Annotated in this window: 12 protein-coding genes; 7 read left to right on the top strand and 5 right to left on the bottom strand. The window is 65.0% G+C overall.

The features are described from left to right. Positions 1-26: 26 nt before the first annotated feature. The 3 genes from C2U70_RS13100 to C2U70_RS13110 form a co-directional block, all read right to left on the bottom strand. On the bottom strand, positions 27-3,923 hold the full coding sequence (locus C2U70_RS13100) for a beta strand repeat-containing protein (protein ID WP_140978432.1): 3,897 nt from the start codon (positions 3,921-3,923) through the stop codon (positions 27-29). Positions 3,924-4,420: 497 nt separating this feature from the next. Beyond that, positions 4,421-5,218 (bottom strand): enoyl-CoA hydratase/isomerase family protein, encoded by a 798-nt coding sequence (locus C2U70_RS13105; RefSeq protein ID WP_140978433.1) that lies wholly within the window; start codon positions 5,216-5,218, stop codon positions 4,421-4,423. A gap of 39 nt (positions 5,219-5,257) precedes the next feature. Continuing rightward, entirely contained in the window at positions 5,258-6,457 is a 1,200-nt protein-coding gene (locus tag C2U70_RS13110; RefSeq protein WP_140978434.1) for a pyridoxal-phosphate-dependent aminotransferase family protein, read from the bottom strand. A gap of 195 nt (positions 6,458-6,652) precedes the next feature. Here C2U70_RS13110 and C2U70_RS13115 point away from each other — a divergent pair, with 195 nt between their 5' ends. From C2U70_RS13115 to C2U70_RS13125, 3 genes are read left to right on the top strand one after another with little or no spacing between them, the layout of a single operon-like run. After that, positions 6,653-9,649 carry an FAD-binding and (Fe-S)-binding domain-containing protein gene (locus C2U70_RS13115; RefSeq protein ID WP_140978435.1) on the top strand — a complete coding sequence of 999 codons (2,997 nt, stop codon included), beginning with the start codon at positions 6,653-6,655 and terminating at the stop codon, positions 9,647-9,649. A 12-nt stretch (positions 9,650-9,661) separates the two neighbouring features. Beyond that, positions 9,662-10,090, top strand: a complete 429-nt coding sequence (locus C2U70_RS13120; RefSeq protein ID WP_140978436.1) for a GlcG/HbpS family heme-binding protein — start codon at positions 9,662-9,664, stop codon at positions 10,088-10,090. 25 nt (positions 10,091-10,115) lie between these two features. After that, positions 10,116-12,392, top strand: coding sequence for a putative nucleotide-diphospho-sugar transferase (locus tag C2U70_RS13125; RefSeq protein WP_140978437.1), 2,277 nt, complete (start codon positions 10,116-10,118; stop codon positions 12,390-12,392). A gap of 689 nt (positions 12,393-13,081) precedes the next feature. On the opposite strand, the gene C2U70_RS13130 is transcribed toward C2U70_RS13125, so the two are convergent. Then, a complete protein-coding gene (locus C2U70_RS13130) occupies positions 13,082-13,864 on the bottom strand; it encodes an enoyl-CoA hydratase/isomerase family protein (RefSeq protein WP_140978438.1) in 783 nt (260 codons plus the stop codon). A 144-nt stretch (positions 13,865-14,008) separates the two neighbouring features. Here C2U70_RS13130 and C2U70_RS13135 point away from each other — a divergent pair, with 144 nt between their 5' ends. Next, a complete protein-coding gene (locus C2U70_RS13135; protein WP_140978439.1) occupies positions 14,009-15,421 on the top strand; it encodes a caspase family protein in 1,413 nt (470 codons plus the stop codon). Here the strand turns inward: C2U70_RS13135 and C2U70_RS13140 are convergent. Further along, a complete protein-coding gene (locus tag C2U70_RS13140) occupies positions 15,418-17,508 on the bottom strand; it encodes a molybdopterin-containing oxidoreductase family protein (RefSeq protein WP_140978440.1) in 2,091 nt (696 codons plus the stop codon). The two genes, C2U70_RS13135 and C2U70_RS13140, sit on opposite strands and share 4 nt — an antisense overlap. 221 nt (positions 17,509-17,729) lie before the next feature. Here C2U70_RS13140 and C2U70_RS13145 point away from each other — a divergent pair, with 221 nt between their 5' ends. The 3 genes from C2U70_RS13145 to C2U70_RS13155 form a co-directional block, all read left to right on the top strand. After that, a complete protein-coding gene (locus tag C2U70_RS13145; RefSeq protein WP_140978441.1) occupies positions 17,730-18,719 on the top strand; it encodes a Bug family tripartite tricarboxylate transporter substrate binding protein in 990 nt (329 codons plus the stop codon). 14 nt (positions 18,720-18,733) lie between these two features. Continuing rightward, positions 18,734-19,204, top strand: a complete 471-nt coding sequence (locus C2U70_RS13150) for a (2Fe-2S)-binding protein (protein WP_140978442.1) — start codon at positions 18,734-18,736, stop codon at positions 19,202-19,204. Next, the coding region (locus tag C2U70_RS13155; protein WP_140978443.1) for a molybdopterin cofactor-binding domain-containing protein at positions 19,201-19,785 on the top strand (585 nt) is incomplete at its 3' end. The genes C2U70_RS13150 and C2U70_RS13155, both read left to right, overlap by 4 nt.

The following is a 19,785-nucleotide window of genomic DNA, read 5'->3' on the forward strand; positions in this document are numbered from 1 at the left end:
GTCGGCACGCTGCGCGTGCGGTTACGCTACACGACCAGGATGTCGTGCGGGTTCACCGTTGCGCCCGACTGCACGGACACGATCGCGACGGCCGAAGCCTGCGTTCCGTCAGCGCTGTAGTAGAGCGTGTTGTTGGCGGTATCGAAATGGAAGACGGTGGCGCCCGAGAACTGGTCGTCGCCGGTGGTCTCGAAGGTCGACGACACGTCCATCCCCGCCGTCAGTCCACCGCCAAAACCCGCAGCCGAGATCGCGATGCGATCGTGCTGCGTGGTGGTGTTGAAGTCGGTGATCTGGTCCAGGCCGTCGGTCTGCTGCAGGAAGGCAAAGGTGTCGTCGCCGCTGCCGCCGGTGAGCGTCTGGCTGCCCGCATTGCCGATCAGGACGTCGTTACCACTGCCACCGTCGAGCACCGGCGTCCCGTTGGAGGAGACAATGATGTCGTCGCCGCCGGTGCCGGTCAGCATCGTCGCGCTGGCGGCGTTGTTGATCACGGTCGCAGTCGCATTGTTGGCGCTACTCGCGTGACCGTCATAGGCGGTGTAGTCGAACGAGCCGCCGAGCGTCGCGTCGTCGAAGAAGAAGACATGGCCAGCGCCCGACGCCGCGCTGCCGTCCGTGCTCGACGTGAGGCTGCCGAACGAGACATGATCGATCGTGTCAGGGTCGGTGTCGTTCAGCGCCAGCGCCCAGGCCGGGATGTCGACCGTGCCGCCGGCGTCGGCATCGGCGACGACTGTCTCGCCCACTGCCGTCGGCGCATCGTTCGCGCCGTTGATGGCGATCGAGACGTTCTGCACCGTGGAGGCGCCGTTGTCGTCGAGGATGGTGACCGCATAGGTCTGGACCAGGGTCTGCCCCTGCGCCAGGAACTGGATGTCGGCGTTGTCGACCGTATAGTGCCACGCGACCGATCCGCTTCCCGGCACCTCCGACACCGGGTCGAGCGAGAAGGATCCGACATAGCCGCTGCCCTGGGGCGTGAAGCTTGCGGTGTGCGTATCTGCGGTCTCGATGTCGGAGAAGGAGATCGATCCATCTGTTGCCTCCACCGCCGGTCCCGGCGTCGGTGACAGCGAGACCGCGTCGAGCAACAACCCCGTGCCGTCGGTTCCGAAATCAAAGAACAGTTGCGTTGTGGGATCGATCGAGTCGCCGACGACGTCGAACGTGTAATGCGTAAAGCCCAGACCGACGCTGGGATTGAGCGTGAGCAGCGCACCGTCCCAATAGACGTTGAACGCCGACGACGAGGCATCGGGATCGCCGGCGACCTCGAAGCTCAGCGTATAGTGCTGTCCGGCGATCGTGGACACGTCCTGCTCCAGGAACCCGCTGGTGAGCCGGGCTCCGTAGTTGCCGAACTCGCCGCCGATCAGCAATTGATCGACCGTGACGCCCGATGCGACCCAGCCGGAGAGATTGCCGGTCTCGAAGCCGCCATTGACCATCACCGTCGGGCCGGCGTCCTCGGTCAGCGTCCCGACCGTGTCGGCCGCGGTGACGACGGGCGCGTCGTCGCCGCCGAACACGTTGAAGGTCAGCGTCGTGTCGTGGCTCTCATTGAGGCTGTTGGTGACCGTTATCGTGAACTGCTCGGTCGGGTTGGTGCCAACCTGGAGCAGATCGAGCGCCGCATTGGCGGTGTAGTGGTAGGAGCCGTCGGCATCGACGACCAGCGTGCCATAGGCACCGGCGAGGTCGGCGCCGACATTGGCCGCCTGTCCGTTCACGGCGGTGATGCTGAGCGAGAGCGCGGCATCGCCCGGATTATCGAACACATCGACGATGGCGTTGCCCGCGGCAACCACACTGCCGGCCTCGATGGCCGCGGTGTCGGTGATGGTCGCCGTCACCGGGTTGACCGTCATCGGATCGGCGGCACCGGTGGCGGTGATCGTCACCTGCTGGGTCGAAATCGTCAGGCCATCCGAGACCGTGACGTCGTAGATGATGGTCAACGTATCGCTTGCGCCGAGGAAGTCGAGGTCCCTGTCGGGCAGGCTGAACGACCAGTCGATGCTGCCGTTCCCGATTCCCGTCGAATCGTGCAGCACTGTCTGCAGCGCGGTCTGCAGATCGGTCAGCGTATCGGCGGGAACGAAGAACGGGTTAGCCGACCACTCCGCGGAGCTGATCGCAACGCTGACGCTGTGCGTGTCGGCGAGATCGACGTCTGTGAAGTTGAGCGTGTGCACCGGCGTCGTATCGGGCGTGGACGAGCCGGCCACGCCGGGTTGCTCGGCGACGGTATCGCTGTCGGGCCCGCTGGTGACCGCCACCGCGTCATTGGCGCCGGTGATCGTCACCGAAACGGTCTGGCTCGACGTAGTCGAGGCATCGCTGACGCTGACGAGGTAGTTGACAGTCAACGTTTCGTTGGCCGCGAGATAGTCGAGGTCGAGGTCGGGAATGGAGAAATCCCAGTCGATGCTGCCGCTACCCGTCCCCGTTGAATCGTGCAGCGTCGTGGTTAGCGCCGCCGCGAGATCGGCCTGCGTTGCGGCCGGGACCGGCGCGCCCGAGGTCGAGTCAAGGCTGACGGCCACGGTGTGAGTATCGCCGGTGTCCTGATCGGTGAAGGCAAGGGTTCCGGCCGGCGTGGTCGGGGTCGTATCCGGCACGGCCGAGCCCGTGGTGTCCGCTTGTTCGCTCACCGTGGAGGATTCCGCTCCGCTGGTGATGACGACGGGATGGTTGGTCCCGAGGATCGTGATGGTGACGTCCTGGGTTGTCGTGCCGCCGGCGGGATCGGCGACGGTGACGTGATAGACGAGCTTCAGCGTCTCGCCGGCGCTCAGGAAATTGGTCGAGCTGTCTGCGATCGCGAAGTTCCAGTCGACCTCGCCGAGCAGGTGATTGGTGGAATCCTGCAGCGAGGTGCCGAAGGCGGCGAGCAGTTGCGCATTGGTCAGCGGGATCGAGCCGCCGCCGGAGCGCGTTGCCGTCACCGACGTCGAGACGGAATGCGTATCGGCGAGATCGATGTCGGTGAAGAGCAGGCTGTCCTGCGCCGTCAGGTTACCGGACGGATCGACATTCTGCCCTTCGACGAGGGCCGCGCTCTCGGGGCATGACAGGAAGAGCGGCTTGTCGTTGGTACCGACCACGGTGACCATGACCGTCTGCGTCGAGACCCCGCCGGCGTGATCGTCGAGCTGCACCGTATAGGTGATGTCGAGATGCTGGCCGGCCGCCAGATAGTCGAAGGCGAGATCGGGCGCGGAGAAAGTGGTGTTGATCGTGCCGGTGCTGGAGCCGGACGCCTTGACGACGTTGTCGACATGATAGAACGACATCAGCTCGGCGGTGCCGAACGCACCGGGCAACAGCCCCGCCGTGGCGCCGGAGGCCGTCGCCCCGATCACGGTCGCGGTGTGGCCGGTGTTGGTGAGGTCGTCATCGGTGAAGTTCAGCGCGACATGAACCGTATCCGGCGACAGCGACAGCGTCGTGTTGGCCTGCTCGGTCACCGTCGCAAGCGTGGTCATGGCGATCACCGGCTTGTCGTCGGTTCCGGTCACCGTGACCTTGACGGTCTGGATCGCGCTGCCGCCATGATTGTCGAAGACCTTGATGTCGTAGGTCAGGACCAAGGTCTGGTTCTTGGCGAGGAAGTCGAAATCGTCGTCCGCATCGCTGAAGGTCCATTTGAGTTGGCCCGAGCCGTTGGAGTCGCTCAGGATCTGCGAGTTCATCGCGGTCTGGAAATGCGCAAGCGATGCGGCGGGGATGATCGTCCCGCTGGAGAGCGTGGCCGAGTGCAGGGTCGCCGACGTGGTGTGGGTATCGGTCTTGTCGCTGTCCTTGAAACTCATCGTTCCGGACAGGATGTGCAGCGCGGTTGAATCTGTCGTGTTGGCGAATTCAGTGAAGCTCCCCGTCGCGGATGACGAGGTGAAGACCGGCGTATGATTGGTCATGAAAAACCTCTGCCTGCGTTGCCATAGGAACGCCGCCGCGGAATCGAGCGGCGACGTGATTCATCGGTCCCCGAAGATTTGGACGTGACTAATCGGTGTGGCGTAGTCGCAGGCCGCGCCTGGCGGTGGGATCAAGCACTGGAGAAATGAATTTCGGCGCGGCTCGCGTGGTCGTCGAACGTAGCCTTCTATTTTTTCAGTTCAATTGCGGTTCAATGACTTCAGGTTGCAACGGAGTCAGTCGAAACATGTCAAAATAGCTGGCTGATTTGCCGGCTCAAAAACGCGAGCGGACCGCACACAACCTGAACGATCTTATTACCGAGGCCGTCCCTGCGTCAATGTGAACGGTAAAACTTGCGTGTGCGGTTCCATAACGATGGAACTGCTTGAAAGACCAGCGACAATTCAGGAAATCGAAAATGACTGATGATTGATGTCAGTCATCGCCCGGCATGTCTCCGCACCAGCGCGGAGACACGGCACGAAAAGGTGGCCTACTTGCCCTTCCAGTTGGGCGTGCGCTTGTTGAGGAAGGCATCCATGCCTTCGCGAAAATCGTCGCTCATATAGGCCTTGAGGATCAAATCCTCGCCTTCCTCGCGCGACAGCGTCCGGCGGATGCGGCGCACCGCTTCCTTCGTCGCCTCGAGTGTCAGCGGCGCATGGCTCGCGACGAGCTTGGCGGTCTCGTCGGCGCGGCGCTGCAGGGTCTCGACGTCAGGGACGATCTCGTTGAGCAGGCCGAGCGACAGCGCCTCCGCCGCCTCGACCAGCCGCGCCTTGAAGATCAAGTCCTTGGTCCTGGCAGGACCGACCAGCGCGACGACGCGGCTGATATTGGACATCGACAGGCAGTTGCCGAGCGTGCGCGCGATCGGAAAGCCCATCCGCGTCGTCTCGGTGCCGATGCGAATATCGCAGCATGCCGCAATGCCGGCGCCGCCGCCGGTGCAGGCGCCCGCGATCGCCGCGATCACGGGCACGCGGCACTGCTCGAGCGTACCGAGCACCCGATCGATCCGCGCCTCATAGTCGAGCGCGTCCTGCGCGGTCTTGAAGGCGCGAAACTGCGAGATGTCGGTGCCGGAGGCAAATGCCTTGTCGCCGGCGCCGGTGAGGATCAGCGCCTTGATCGAACGATCGGCGTTGATCTCCAGGCAGATCTCCGCCATGCGGTCATACATGGCGAAGGTCATGGCGTTACGCGCCTGCGGGCGGTTGAAGGTGATCCGCGCGATGCCGTCCTCGACGGAGTAGAGCAGGTCTTCGTTGGCAGTCGTCGGTGCGTTCATCGCGCGCTCACTTTATTCTTGTTGTCTTGGGCCGCCCGTTCAGGCGACCTGGGCCTTGGCCATCGGCACCACGTCGCGCCCCTTCAGGACCTCCATGGCCGCCAGCACGCCACCGGAACGGTGCGGGATTTTTGCGAGATCGAGACCCATCTCGACGCCGGCCAGCGTGCCCATCAGCATCAGGTCGTTGAAGTGGCCGATATGGCCGATGCGGAACACCTTGCCCTTGACCTTGTTCAGGCCGGTGCCGAGCGACATGTCAAAGTTCTCCAGCACCACCTTGCGGAAGGCGTCGGCGTCATGTCCGTCGGGTACGCGCACGCCGGTCAGCGCCGGCGAATGCGCGTTGGGATCGACGCACTGCGTCTCGAGGCCCCAGACCTTGATCGCCGCACGCGTTGCGGCGCTATGACGCTTGTGGCGGGTCCAGACGTTCTCGAGCCCCTCCTCCTCCAGCATCTTCACCGCTTCGCGCAGACCCATCAGCAGATTGGTCGCGGGCGTATAGGGGAAGGTGCCGAGCTTGTTGAAGGTGATGACCTCCTGCCAGTCCCAATAGGAGCGCATGCCCGGATTGGCCTTGGCCACAGTGAGCGCCTTCTCCGAGACGGCGTTGAAGCCGAGGCCCGGCGGCAGCATCAGACCCTTCTGGGAGCCGGCGACGGAAACGTCGATGCCCCAGGCATCGTGCTCATATTCGAGCGAGCCGAGGCCCGAGATGGTGTCGACCATCAACAGCGCAGGATGCTTGACGCGGTCGAGCAGCTTGCGCACCTCCAAGGGCGGCGTCACACAGCCGGTCGAGGTCTCGTTGTGCACGACGCAGACCGCCTTGATCTTGTGCTGCTTGTCGGCGACGAGCCGCTGCTCCATCTCGGCGAGGTCGGCGCCATGGCGCCAGTCGCTCGGGATGAAGTCGACGTCGAGCTTGAACTTGTCGGCGATGCCGCGCCACAGCACGGCGAACTGGCCGGTCTCGCACATCAGAACGCGATCGCCCGGAGCGAGCACGTTGACCATCGCCGCTTCCCAGGCGCCGGTACCGGACGAGGGATAGATGATCACAGGCTGCTTGGTGCGGAACACCCGCTGGATCCCGGCCAGGGCCGCGAAACCGAGCTCGGCGAACTCCGGACCGCGATGGTCCAGCGTCGGCATGTCCATGGCCCGCAGCACCCGGTCGGGCACGTTGGTCGGTCCTGGAATCTGTAAGAAATGCCTTCCAGTGTGCACGGTCATGGGCGTCCTTCCCGGTCTCTCGGTGTCTTGCCTCAGGGTCTCACGCCCTAAGGGTTGGCGAGCCGCTCGCATATCACTATTCGCCCGGCTTGTCCCTCGGTTGGGGAGGCCCGTCAATGCACAGGAAGCAGGGCTCGCCTTGCCAATCCGGCCGGCGCTAGGCAAGACGTCTCCGGCAACAGGTGAGAGCGGGTCATGGCGGCTGAGGCGGCCGAAAAATCGGGAAAAGCGGCCCAAAGAGGCGCTGAAAAAAGCGCCCTCGCCGCGCGTCTTTCCCGTGAAATCACGGGTGAGGTCCTGTTCGACGCCTTCAGCCGCGGCCGCTATGCCACCGACGCCTCGTTCTACCAGATCATGCCGGTGGGCGTCGTGGTGCCCCGCAGCATGGACGAGGCGCTCCGCGCACTCGCGATCGGCCGGGACGATGGCCGGGTCGTCACCCCCCGGGGCGGCGGCACCTCGCAATGCGGGCAGACCGTCAATGACGGGCTGGTGATCGACTTCTCAAAACACCTCAACCACATCCTGTCGCTCGACGTCGAAGGCCGCACCTGCGTGGTCGAGCCCGGCATCGTGCTCGACGACCTCAACCGGCAACTGAGAAAACACGGGCTCTGGTTCCCGGTGGACGTCTCCACCGCATCGCGCGCCACCATCGGCGGCATGGCCGGCAACAATTCCTGCGGCGGGCGCAGCTTGCGCTACGGCACCATGCGCGACAACACGCTGTCGATGGAGGCGGCGCTCGCGGACGGCACGCTGATGCAGTTCGGCGAAGTGCCGCGCGATCTCACGGATGTGAATGCGAGCGCAGATGCGCGCGCCCTGTTCCGCGACATGCTCGACCTCGGCGCACGCGAGGCCGATGAGATCGCGGAGCGGTTTCCGAAGGTTCAACGCCGCGTCGGCGGCTACAATCTCGACGCGCTGGTGCCGCGCAATGCGCCGAACAACATGGCGCATCTCCTGGTCGGCTCGGAAGGCACGCTCGCCTTCACCACCAGAGTCGAGCTGAAATTGTGGCCGGTGATCCGCAACAAGGTGCTCGGAGTCTGCCATTTCGGCAGCTTCTATGAAGCGATGGATGCCGCCCAGCACCTCGTCAAGCTCAAGCCGATCGCGGTCGAGCTCGTCGACCGCACCATGCTCGCGCTCGGCCGCGACATCGCGATGTTCAGGCCGATCATCTCTGCCGCCATCAAGGGCGATCCCGATGCCGTGCTGGTGGTCGAGTTCGCCGACGAAGATCAGGCCCAGAATCTTCAGCGCCTGAAGCAGCTCACCGAGCTGATGGGCGATCTCGGCTTCGGCTGGAACAACGACAAGCGCAAATGGGGCGGCGTGGTGGAGATATCAGAGCCCGCGCTGCAGAGCGGCATCGCCGATTTCCGCGCCGCCGGCCTCAACGTCATGATGTCGATGAAGGAGGCAGGCAAACCTGTCTCCTTTGTCGAGGACTGCGCCGTGCCGCTGCCGCACCTCGCCGATTACACCGCGCGGCTGAACGAGATCTTCGCCAGGCACGGCACCCATGGCACGATGTATGCCCATGCCTCCGAAGGCTGCCTGCATGTGCGCCCCGTGCTGAATTTGAAGCTGGAGAAGGATGTGAGGGCGATGCGCGCCATCGCGGAGGAAGCCTTCGCCATGGTGCGCGAGTACAAGGGCTCGCATTCCGGCGAGCATGGCGACGGCCTGGTGCGTTCCGAATTCCACGAAAGCATGTTCGGCCCGCGCCTCGTCGCCGACTTCAGGGAGGTGAAGCACCGCTTCGATCCCGGCAATGTTCTCAATCCGGGCAAGATCGTCGACGCACCCAAAATGGACGACCGTTCGCTGTTTCGCTACAGCCCGGACTATCGCGTCGGTGAGTTCAAGACCAGGCTCGACTGGTCCGCTTATCCCGGCGCCGGCGCCGGCTTCCAGGGCGCGGTCGAGATGTGCAACAACAACGGCGCCTGCCGCAAGCTCGAGGGCGGCGTGATGTGCCCGTCCTATCGCGCGACCCGCAACGAGCAGGATGTCACGCGCGGCCGCGCCAACACGCTGCGGCTCGCGATCTCCGGCCAGTTGGGCCCGGACGCGCTGACCTCGGACGCCATGATGGAGACGCTGAAGCTATGCGTGTCCTGCAAAGCGTGCCGGCATGAATGCCCGACCGGCGTCGACATTGCCAAGATGAAGATCGAGGTGCTGGCTGCCCGCGTTGCGTCGCATGGCCTCACGTTGCGCGACCGGCTGGTCGGCTATCTCCCGCGCTACGCTGGCCTCGCCGCACGACTTGCGCCCTTGGCAAATCTGCGCAACCAGAGCCCGCTGTTGCGAAAACTGTTCGAGCGCTTTGCCGGCATCAGTGCACGCCGTAAGCTCCCCGCCTTCCGCAGCGATGTATTCACGGCGCCGGCAGACGTAATCGGACCCGCCGATGGCCGCGAGATTGTGCTGTTCGCCGACACCTTCAACCGCATCTATGAGCGCGAAAACCTCGACGCCGCGCTGCGCGTGCTGGTCGCGGGCGGCTATCGCGTGCATCTGCCAAAGCCAGCGAACGGCACGCGGCCGTTGTGTTGCGGCCGCACCTTCCTCTCGGCGGGCCTCGTCGACGAGGCGAAGGCGGAGCTCGACCGGCTGGTCAAGACCTACGCGCCGTTTGCCGCGCGCGGTGTGCCCATCGTCGGGCTCGAGCCGAGTTGCCTCCTGACGCTGCGCGACGAGCTGATGTCGCTGCGCAAGGACGACGACGCCAGGGCGGTCAGCGCGCACGCCCTCACCTTCGAGGAATTTTTGGTGCGCGAGGCGGAAGCCGGCCGGCTGCAACTGCCGCTCGGTGCCGTCGCCGACAAGGCCGTGGTCCACGGCCACTGCCACCAAAAATCATTCGGCGCCTTCAAGCCGGTCGAGCAGGTTCTGCGCCTCGTGCCAGGCTTGGAGGTCAAGACCATCGAGTCGAGCTGCTGCGGCATGGCCGGCGCGTTCGGCTATGGCGCTGACACCTACGACGCCTCGATGGAGATGGCCGAGCTGTCGTTGTTGCCCGCCGTGCGCGCTGCGGAGCCGGCGACACTGGTCGTCGCCGACGGCACCTCCTGCCGCCATCAGATTTACGACGGCACGACGCGCGACGCGCTTCATGTCGCGCGCGTGCTGGCGATGAGCCTCGACCGCGCCAAACCAATTTCACCCGCCAGCTAAGGATCAAATGACATGGCCGAACTCACCCTCGACACCGCCCGCAAGATTCTCGACGCCGCCTTCGTCAAGGCCGGCCAGCTCAAGCTGAAGCCGCTGGTCGTCACCATTCTGGACGCTCGCGGCGTCATCAAGCTTGCGGCAGCGCAGGATGGCACCAGCCTGATGCGCGCCGAGATCGCGCACGGCAAGGCCTATGGCGCGCTCGCGCTCGGCCTCGGCTCGCGCGCGCTGTTCCAGCGTGCACAGGAGCAGCCTTATTTCGTCGATGCCGTGAACACGCTTGCGAAGGGCGCACTCGTCCCCGTGCCCGGCGGCGTGCTGATCCAGGACGGCACCACGCTGCTCGGCGCCGTCGGCGTCTCCGGCGACACGTCAGACAATGACGAGGCCTGCGCCATCGCCGGCATCGAGGCCGCCGGCCTGAAGGCGAACGCGGGCTGATTGGCCGCGCATCTCGCCCTCAGCGATGAACGGCCTCCCCAACGCAGCGACGCCTGTTGTCGCGATGCTCTGCACGCGCGGCATGGAGGCGTTCCTGCAAAATGCGCTGACGGGGATGCTGCGGGCGGGCATTGCGCCGAGCCAAATCCTGGTCGCCTGCCCACTGAGCGCCGAGGACGGCGTCCGGCGCGCGGTGTCCGGACATTCGCCCGATATCGCGGTGCTGCCGGATGAATCGCTGCCGACGACGACCGACGATGCCTATGTCGGCTTCGGTTCGGCGCCCTTCAGCGATATCTCCTGGGCAAAGATCGCGCTGATCCGGCGCCTGATCGATCAGCATGAGCACATCGTCTACGCCGATCTCGACATCGGCTGGCTGCGCGATCCGCTGCCCTACCTCGCGGAGGTCGCGCGCCAATATCCGATCGCATTCCAGACCGAAGGGCTGCCACGCTTTCCGCCTGCCATCTGCTGCGGGTTCATCTCGCTGCGACGGTCAGCCCGAACCATTGAGCTGCTCGACACGCTGCTGGCGCAAAGCCGCCAGAGCGATCACGGCAAGCGGATCGACGACCAGGCCGCCTGCCAGCAGCTCATCGCCCGCGACGCGACCTGGCTGAAGGACATCTACTTCCTGCCGGAGACGCTATTCGTCAACGGCCTCGGCTATCCCATCCTGCAGCAGGCGGTCGCGCCTGTTACGATGGAGCACGAGCTGCAGCCCTATCTGTTCCATGCCAACTGGACCGTCGGCCTGGAGAGCAAGCGCAAGCTGCTCGCCGCGGTGCATTGCTGGTTCGTCGACGACTACACGACGTCCGATATTCCCACGACCGCGCCGGCCACCAGCGCACCCATCGTCGCGGTGCTCTATCCAGTGTTTGACGTGCGCGGCGACGTCGCCGACCACCTCCGCGCTTGGATCGATCGTCAGGTGCAGATTGCGCCAGAGCAGTTTCAGATCGTCATCGCCGCGAGCACGGAAACGGCACTCGACGAGGCCGCGTTGCGGCGCCTGCTTCGTCCCGGGGACCTGCTGGTGAGAGTCCCCAATGCCCGAGAGGACACCGAGCTCTGGAACGCCGCCGCAAGCACGGCGGCCGCGTCATGGCTCCTGTTCGTCGAAGCACACGGCCAGCCAGAAAGCGACGCGCTTTCGGCACTGACGGCATGGATCGCAGCCAATCCGGACAAGCGCGCCTGCAATTTCCAGATCCGGAATCCAGACGACTACCGCGTCGCCCGCCTGATGAAGCGCTGGTTCGCGCAGATCCAACGGGGTTGGGCGCAGCCGACCACATGGCAGCGGCTGCATCGCACCGCCTTCGCCTTGCGCCGCGACGTGTTCGACCGCGTGGGGCCGATCGATCGCTTCGGCCAGTTCGGTCCGCCCCTGCTCTCGGCCCGGCTGCATCAGCGCAACATCGCGATTGCGACGCTGCCCCATTCGGGATTGCTGCACGAAGACTCGCCGGACATCGCCGTCCACATCGACGACACCGCCAATTATGCACGAGGTGAGCTTTCCGCGCGCGCGGCCGCAAGCGATGCCGAATTTTTCGAAACCTATTTCGGTCCGTCGCCGTTCCACGGCACCGCCCCGATCGTCCCGGCCCGCGCTGCCCTGCGTCTTTCGCTCGGTCTCCTGACTGCCACATGGCGGCATCCCGGTGCCGCCCCCACCCTGCTGCGCCAGGCGTTGCGTCTCCTGCCCTCGCTCGTCCCGCTGCGCCTGCGGCGGGCCTGGTTGACGGCGATGATCCGGCTCAACACCTTTCTGCTCATGCACCTGCCGTCGTCGGGTGCGCTGACCTGGACGCTGTTCAGCGACTCGCATGGCTACATCGTCCGCGCCGAACAGATGACATGGATGGCGGACAATGCACCGCCTCCGATCGTGCAGAGCCGGGACATCGGCGCGGTTGCGCTGACCCGGCACGCGATCACCGGCCTGCATGCGCTGGAATTTGTCGACGGCGACGCACTGCGCTGGACCCATCCCGCTTGCCTCCTCCGCCTCGCCGCCGGCCGCAAGCTGACCATAAAGCTCGAGACACGAAACCTGCGTCCGGGACTCGAGCCGCATCATCTCGAGGCCATCATGCCCGGTGGCAAGCCGGTAACGATCGAGGTCGACGGCACAGGCGGGTTGTCATTGCGCCTGGAAACTCCGTCGACGGCTTCTGGTATCGCCGACCTCGTGCTGATCGCGTCGGAACTAGTCGAGCCGGCCGTTGCCAATCGACCCGTCCGCCGCCTCGGCCTGCCGCTGTTCGGCATCACCGCCGAATTCGGCTAGACGCGGCAGGCCACCGGCTACGATCCCTTGTGTTGCCCGACGGGCAAATCACGCCAGATACGGGTCTACGTGACTTCGCAAAATATTCCGATTTACCGAATATTCAATTTGAACTACATCCAACTCACCCCGGCCCGCCAAAAGGGACGTTTCGCGATCGTCACGAACCGTAGGCCGGGGTGCGGTGGACGCGGTAGCGCCAGCGCGTGACGCAGATGGCAGGGCGGAGAGATCCGTGAGCCGTCGCGATCCGCGGAATCGACACGGCGCGGTCACAGCGTTCATTGCCGGCTTCGAGGGCGAGCACGCGCAAGCTTTCGAATGTCCGGTGAGGGACGCCCGCGGACGGCAAAAGCGTGTGGTCCTGGCGCCCGAAGTCTGGCGCCAAGTTCTGTGGTGATGGAGCGGTCCGACCGGAAGCGCACATCAGTCATCGGCAGGACGACGGGGGCAATAGAGCACCGCTCCCCGGGGAGAGCGCGCCATAAGCCGTTAAAACCATCCGCGCAGGGAAGGCCGGGAGCCCGGCCAACACCTGTGGTCACCCCGCGTGCGTTTTGTCGCGTGCGGATCGTGGGTGCCAGCCGGCGCCCGGCCTTCCCAGCGCCCTCTGTTGCAAGAGAGCGCGAAACGGCAAGCCAAAACCCGGGCACGAAATGCCGCGGGAGCATGATGTCATGTCCGCTTTCTTACCGCCCGGGCCAGGTCGGCTTGCGCTTCTCGCTGAAGGCTCGCAGGCCTTCCTTCGCGTCCTCCGTCATCGCCAGCAGCGCGATCTGACTTTCGGTGTAGGCGATGCTCTCGTCAAAGGACATCGAGGCGATCGCGCGCATCGCATATTTGCCGCGGCGGATCGCGGTCGGGGATTTGTCGACGATGCGGCCGATCAGCCAGTCGACCTTTGCGTCGAGCTCGGCTGCCGGCACGACGTAGTTGAGCAGGCCAGCGGCTTGCGCCGCTCTGGCGTCGAACGGCTCGCCGGTCAGCGCCCATTCGTTGACGAGGCGCGGCGGCGCGATGTTCTGCAGCAGGCTCAAAACCTGCATCGGAAACACACCGACCTTGACCTCGGGCAGGCCGAAGATGACGTTGTCGGCCGCAACCGCCATGTCGGTCATGCACAGCAGCCCCATGCCACCGGCCATGCAGACGCCGCCGACGCGTGCGATCGCCGGCTTGGTCGCGTTCTGCGACAGCCGCAACAGATCGGCATAGTCGACATTGGGCTTTGCATAATCCATCGCGAAAGCGGCGCCCGAATTCTGCAGATCGGCGCCGGCGCAGAACGCCTTCTCGCCCGCCCCCGTCAGCACGATGACGCGGACGTCCTTGTCGTCATGCGCGTCGCGATAGCCCTTCGTGATCCCAGCGATCACGTCGCCGTTCAGCGCGTTGCGCTTCTCCGGCCGATTGATCGTGATCCAAAGTGCCTGCCCGCGCCTTTCGGTGATGACGCTCGTATTCTCGGCCATGGTCTGCTCCCGTTTGACGCCATTTGCGGCAGCACGCCCCGCCGGTGCAAGTGCAATTTGCGACATCGCGAGCGGCCTAGCGCCTTGGCACAAGTTCGAGCGGTCGCTATCCTGAGCGCGGATTTCATCACCGAAGAGCTATTCATGCGGACCGCCGTCGCGTTGTTGCTGACAGGCTTGATTGCCGTTCTCGCCGGCACCGAGGGCCGGGCCGCCGATCCGTCGCGGATCGCGCTCGTGATCGGCAATGCAAAATATCCCGACAACGAGGTCGTCCTGACGGACGCCGCCAACGACACCCAGGACGTCTCCGACGAGCTGAAGCGGGACGGCTTTGCGGTCGACCGGCAGAACAACCTCACCGGCGACGGCATGCGCCAGGCGCTCGACCGCTTCTATGGCAGGATCACGCCGGGCGCGATGGCGCTGATCTTCTTCGACGGCTTTGGCATCCAGTCCAACCGGCAGACCTATCTGCTGCCGGTCGACGCACAGGTCTGGACCGAGCCCGACGTCTCACGCGACGGCTTTGGCCTCGAGGCGATCCTGGCCGAGATGAACAGCCGCGGCGCCGGCGTCAAGATCGCGATCATCGACGCCTCCCGGCGCAACCCGTTCGAACGGCGCTTCCGCCGCTATTCCGCCGGCCTCGCGCCTGTGATCACGCCCAACAATTCGATCGTGATCTATTCAACCGCGCTCGGCTCCGTCGTCAGCACGGCCAGGAACGACCGCAGCCTGTTCGTCACCGAGTTGCTGCGCGAGATCCGGACCCCGAATGTCAGCGCTGAACAGGCGCTGACCAACACCAAGAACGGGGTGGTGCGGGCGACCAACCAGGAGCAGGTGCCATGGCTGACGTCGTCGCTGACGTCGGAGTTTTCCTTCGCAGCACTGAGCACGCGGCCGCCCGACAGCAAGCCCGGAGACCAGACGCAGAAACAGGAACCACAAAAGCAAGAACCGCAGAAACCAGAACCGCAGAAGCAGGAGCCGCCAAAGCAGGTCTGCGAGGCACCGAAGCCGAACAGTCCGCCGGGTGCGGACGATCTCGCCAAAGACCCTGTCATCGCGGACCTCACCCGCAAGATCGCGGCGAACGCCAAGGACGGCAACGCGCGCTACAAGCGCGGCCAGGTCTATGCGATCAGGCACGCCTATCCGCAGGCCATGGCCGACTTCGACGCGGTGATCAAACTCAATCCGAAGGACGCGGAAGCGCTGAACAACCGCTGCTGGACGCGGGCTGCGATCGGCGATCTCCAGGTCGCGCTCGCCGATTGCAATCAGGCGCTTCAACTCAATCCGGGGCTGACCGATGCGCTCGACAGCCGCGGGCTCGTGAACCTCAAGCTCGGCAAGACGACGGAGGCTATCAAGGACTATTCGGACGCGATCCAGCGCAACCCGCGCTCGTCCTCGTCACTGTTCGGCCGCGGCGTCGCGACCCGCAAGAGCGGCGGCGACGGCTCAGCCGACATCGCGCTCGCAAAATCGATGGACCCCAACATTGCCAGGGAGTTTGCGGGCTATGGTGTGACGGAGTGCGTGCCTTAACTCGCCGGCGCTTTCCGTATCCAGACCTTGTTGTCATGGAACGCCGCACCGCCGATCGGCGCGATCGTATCGGCGCCGGTCAGCACGTTGATGCCGCGGCCGCCGATATGGTCCTTGTTCGGATGGATGGACTCCGCGATCAGCACGCCGCGCCGCACGCCGTCGAACAGCGTCGCGATCAGCGAGGTCTCGCCTCTGATATTGCCGAGCGTCACCGCGTCGCCTTCGGCAATGCCGAGCGATGCGGCATCGAGCGGATGGATCATCACGCTCGGCTTGCCCTCGCGCGCCTGCGAGGACGGCGTCTCGTTGAAGGTGGTGTTGAGGAAGCTACGCGACGGGCTCGTCGCAAGGCGGAACGGATGGTCCCGGTCCGCTTGCTCGATCACGTCCCAATGGTCGGGCAGCGACGGCATCTTGTCGAAATCGCCCATCATCAGGCCGAACGGCGGATTGGCCCAGTCGGCTTTGAAGTGGAATTTCTTGTCGGCATGCGCAAAGCCGTCGAGATAATGCGAGGTGCGAAAATCCGGCTGCAGATCGCGCCAGAGATCGGCTTCGAGTGCCGCAATATCGCCGTGCCCGCTCAGCTTGAGCGTCGCGTCGATCAGCTCGCGCGGAGTCATCTCGAACCCCCGGTGCTTCGCGCCGACGCGCCTGGCGATCTCCTGCAGCACCTCGTGGTTGGAGCGGCACTCGCCGGGCGGATCGATCAGCTTGGCGCCGACCGAGATGTGCTGATGGCCGCCGCCGTAATAGAGGTCGTCGTGCTCCATGAACATGGTCGCGGGCAGCACGATATCGGCCATCTGCGCCGTCTCGGTCATGAACTGCTCGTGCACCACCACGAACAGGTCCTCGCGCGCAAAGCCCTGGCGCACCAGATCCTGCTCCGGCGCGACCGTCACCGGATTGGTGTTCTGGATCAGCATGGCCTTGACTGGTCCCTTGCCGTGCAGCGCCACGGCATCGCCGGTCAGGATGCGCCCGATCTGGGACTGGTCAAGCGCGCGCGTCGAGCGATCGATCGCGTCGTGGCCTTCGATGATGGATTCGTCAAAATGCCACAGCGCGTAGTTGTTGAAGAAGGCACCGCCGCCCTCATACTGCCAGGCGCCGGTCACCGCGGGAATGCAGTTCGCCGCATGCATCTGCGCCGCACCATTGCGGCTGCGGGTAAAGCCGTAGCCGTAGCGGAAAAAGGTGCGCTTGGTCTCACCGACCGCCTTGGCAAAGGCCTCGATCTCCGCAACGGGCACGCCGCAGATCGCGGAGGCCCATTCCGGCGTGCGCGTCCTCAGATGCGCCTCGAGCTCGGCCGGGCAATCCGTGTACTTGTCCATATAGGCGCGGTCGGCATGACCGTCGCGGAACAGCACGTGCATGACGCCGCAGGCGAACGCGCCGTCGGTGCCGGGACGCAGGATGATCTTGATGTCAGCCTGCTTCATGGTGTCATTGTCGTAGATGTCGACCGCGGCGATCTTCGCCCCGCGCTCCTTGCGCGCGCGGGAGGCGTGCGTCATCAAGTTGACCTGCGTGTTGACGGGATTGGTGCCCCAGATCACGACGAGATCGGAGACGCCCATCTCGCGCGGATCGGCGCCCGCGATCTTGCCGGTGCCGATGGCGAACCCGACGCGCGCGACGTTGGCGCAGATCGTCGAATAGAAGCGCGAATATTTCTTCACATGCGACAGCCGGTTGAGGCCGTCGCGCATCACGATCCCCATCGTGCCGGCGTAGTAATAGGGCCAGACGGACTCCGCGCCGAACTCGCGCTCGGCCTCGTTGAAGCGCCGTCCGATCTCGTCCAGCGCCTCATCCCAGCTAATCCGCGCGAACTGGCCGGAGCCCTTAGGTCCGGTGCGGCGCATCGGATGCATCACCCGCTCGGGGTGATGGATACGCTCGGCATAGCGGGCGACCTTGGCGCAGACGACGCCAGCCGTATAGGTCTGCTTCTTGGAGCCGCGGACCCGGCCGATGCTCCGGCCCTCGATCACCTCGACATCGAGGGCGCAGGCCGACGGGCAATCATGCGGACAGGTGGAGTGGCGGATCTCGATCTTGGCGTGCTGGTTCATGCCAAATTGGTAGCATCGAATTACCGGCCGACCGAGCGCATTTATCCACCAGTGCCCATGCAATTTGCTCAGGCCGCGCGCACCCAGTTCCGGCCGAATGCTGCGCGGCCACACCGAAAACCTCCCGATATTCCCGCGCAAATCGACTTTGTGAGGCGTCGACATCAGGCCCGCCGCGCCGCTACATTGCCGCCCAACAAGAATGACCGAGGGAGGCGGGTATGGTGGGCGCACTAACGGGCCGAAGATTGACGCTGGGGCTGGCCACAATCCTCCTCGCCGCAATTGCGCTGCCGCAGCACGTTCAGGCCCAGGACTATCCGAACCACGCGGTCCGGATCATCGTGCCGTTCGGTCCCGGTGGGCCGGCCGACGTCGCCGCGCGGCTTCTGGGCAACAGCCTCCAGGAGACCTTTGGGCAACCCTTCGTGGTCGAGAACCGCACCGGCGCCGGCGGTGTGATCGGCACGGTGGAAGCGGCCAAGGCGCCGGCCGACGGCTACACGCTGCTGATGATGTCCAACACCCAGACCGCGAACGAGTCGCTGCTGAAGCCGGACCAGCGCAAATACGAGCTGATGCGCGACCTCGCGCCGATCGCACCGGTGAACTCTTCCGATCTCGTGATCGTCGTGAACCCGTCGGTCGAGGCGAAGACCCTGCAGGAATTCATCGCGCTCGCGAAGGCGCAACCGGGCAAGCTCAACTACGCCTCGTCTGGCCAGGGCACGCCCTATCACATGGCCGGCGAGCTGTTCAAAGCCATGGCCGGGATCGACGTCGTGCACGTGCCCTACCGCAACAGCGGCGAGGCGCGGAGCGGCGTCATCGGCGGGCAGGTGCAGATGATGATCGACGCCGTGCCGGCGATGGCGCCCAACATCGGCGAGAACCAGGTGCGTGCGCTTGCCACCACCGGCAAACAGCGTTCGAGCGTCTTGCCGAACGTTCCGACCGCGAACGAGGCCGGCGTTGCCGGATATGAGGCGACCATCTGGCTCGGCTTGATGGCGCCGGCCGGCACGCCAAAACCGATCATCGACAAGCTCAACGCCGCCGTGAACGGCGTCGTAAAGCGCCCCGACATCGTCAAGCTCTGGACCGGGCAAGGCGCGGTGCCGTTGGCAATGACGCCGGAAGAATTCGACAAGTTTTTGCGCGGCGACATCGTCAAATGGGCCGATGTCGTCAAGAAGTTCGAGAAGTCCTGAGGCCGCTGCCGACAATGCCGAGCGTTCGCTTTCGCCTCAACGGCACCGAGACGGCGGTTGACGCCGATCCCGACCAAACGTTGCTCGGCGCGTTGCGCGGTCCGCTCGGCTTGCCCGGCACGCATTTCGGCTGCGGCGCCAATGAATGCGGCGCCTGTTACGTCATGGTCGGCGATCGCGCGATGGCTTCCTGCGACATGCCGCTATGGTCGGTAGCGGACAAGGATATCACGACGGTCGAAGGCCTCGGCGACGCCAATCATCCGCATCCATTGCAGCGCGCCTTTATCGCCGAGCAGGCCATGCAGTGCGGCTATTGTATCTCGGGAATTCTGGTCAGCGCCGCAGCTTTGCTGAAGCGCAATCCGGCGCCGACGGAAACCGATGTCAGGCAGGCGCTCGATCGCAACCTCTGCCGCTGCGGATCGCATAATCGGATCGTGCGGGCCGTGTTGCGCGCGGCCTCGGAGATGGCAAGGCCATGAGCACGCCATCCCCCGCCCCAAAACTGCCGGTCAACCTCGCGGCAAATCCGAGACTGTCGTCCTGGGTGAAATTCGCAGGCGACGGCCGCGTGTCGATCTCGCCCGGCAAGGTCGAGATCGGTCAGGGCATCGTCACAGCGCTGGCACAGATCGCCGCCGATGAGCTCGACGTCGATATCGGCCGCATCGAGATGATCCGCGCCTCGACAGCGACAAGCCCGAATGAAGGTGTCACGTCAGGCAGTCTCTCGATCCAGCAATCCGGCCGCGCGTTGCGTCAGGTCTGCGCCGAGGTTCGGCAGATCTTCGTAACGGCGGCAGCCGAACGGCTCGGCGTCGATGCATCGGCGCTTGCGGTCGAGGACGGCACGATCCTTGGCCCCGGCAACGTCAGGACGAGCTATTGGGAGCTCGTCGACGACGTCTCGCTCGACCGCGACGCGACGGGCCGCGCGGCAGCGAAGCCCTCGACCGCGCGCAATGCCGCGGGTCATTCGCTCCAGCGCATCGACATCCCCGACAAGATCTTCGCGCGCCCGCGATTCATCCACGATTCCCAGCGGGCCGGCATGCTGCACGGC

The sequence above is a fragment of the Bradyrhizobium guangdongense genome (assembly GCF_006483445.1).
GTDB classification, from domain to species: Bacteria; Pseudomonadota; Alphaproteobacteria; order Rhizobiales; family Xanthobacteraceae; genus Bradyrhizobium; species Bradyrhizobium guangdongense_A.